The 1,153-nt window shown below is 36.3% G+C and carries 1 protein-coding gene and 1 pseudogene; both read right to left on the reverse strand.

Features of this window, described 5'->3' with window-relative positions; translation table 11 throughout:
• Positions 1 to 20: 20 nt before the first annotated feature.
• Positions 21 to 428: a hypothetical protein gene (locus tag QUA57_RS28560; protein ID WP_333251576.1), complete on the reverse strand. Its 408-nt coding sequence runs from the start codon at positions 426 to 428 to the stop codon at positions 21 to 23.
• A 305-nt stretch (positions 429 to 733) separates the two neighbouring features.
• A pseudogene (locus QUA57_RS28565) lies at positions 734 to 1,153 on the reverse strand (IS4 family transposase); the annotation flags it as partial.

The raw sequence follows: 1,153 nt of genomic DNA on the forward strand, positions 1-1,153 counted from the left end.
CTGTCGGGGCGACTTGTCGCCTATAACGCTGATAGAATAAGCCTCATAGCTCTTATGCCTTGTTGATAATTAGGTAGTTTATGTGGAGACAAAGACATTAATTCAACAACAACCTGCCAATTACTAAACATCGAATCGACCCATGATTCACCCCAGAGTCCAATATGAAAAGTGCTATGTCTAGCATATTTTCTGTGGCTTTCTGTTTTTCGGCCTAGATATTCTTGAACTTGCTTTGATTTAATATCTATCCCTTGAATGATACTCTTTAAGTATGATAGCGATAGCAAAATTAATAATTTACTCAATCGATCGCCCGTTAAATTAGTCTTCTCTAGGTTATAGCCTCCGCCTTTAAAATCTTTAAACATTTCTTCAATTCCAAATCTTTTTGCATAAGCATCAACTGCGGCTTGTATATCTGCCAAGTTGGTCAGAATATACCAAGGTTCTTCTGTGGTAAAATTTCGATATTTACCCAGCCACTTACCTGCTAGATTAAACCCCGTAATGGGTGCAGTTTTTCTAATCGTTACTTCTTGATTGAAAAAGCTATTTCCTGGCTCTATCTAATCCTAGCATTTTTAGTTCAGCCCATAACTCCTCTTCAATCTTGATACAAACATTCTTTTTTAGTCGCTCTCCAGAAACCTACTTTCTTCTCTCTAAGCCAGTTGGCGAGTGTAACGCTACAAAATTCACGATCTCCTAACACGATCAAGTTATAATCTGATCAGGTGGCGAATACAGGCGTAAATACAAATAGTTGATTCTCTAATGTGCTGTTTCCTTGTTTGTCAAGCATTTTCCAATAAATAGGAATAGCTCTTTTTCGCCAAATCATGCTGACTATCAAAATATTATTGGATTGCCATTTGGTTCGGTCTATTGCTAAATATACAACCTTATCCTGTTTGACAGTACCTTTAATCCAACCAATTACCAGTGACAGCCAAATATCATCTAAAACCCATTTATCCTCTGATAAAAATCTCTGAACTTTTTTTCTTCTACTTTCAAATTTAATGGGTATCGCTAGTTTGGTCGCTATGCTTTCCAATGTGACTTCTTTAATCGATTGCACTACTTGAATCAATAAAATTGTCAATAAGTAATTAGAACGTGTCAGCTTTTCTGACAAATGGGCATGATA

It is taken from the genome of Microcoleus sp. Pol7_B2 (assembly GCF_036701035.1).
Classification (GTDB): domain Bacteria; phylum Cyanobacteriota; class Cyanobacteriia; order Cyanobacteriales; family Microcoleaceae; genus Microcoleus.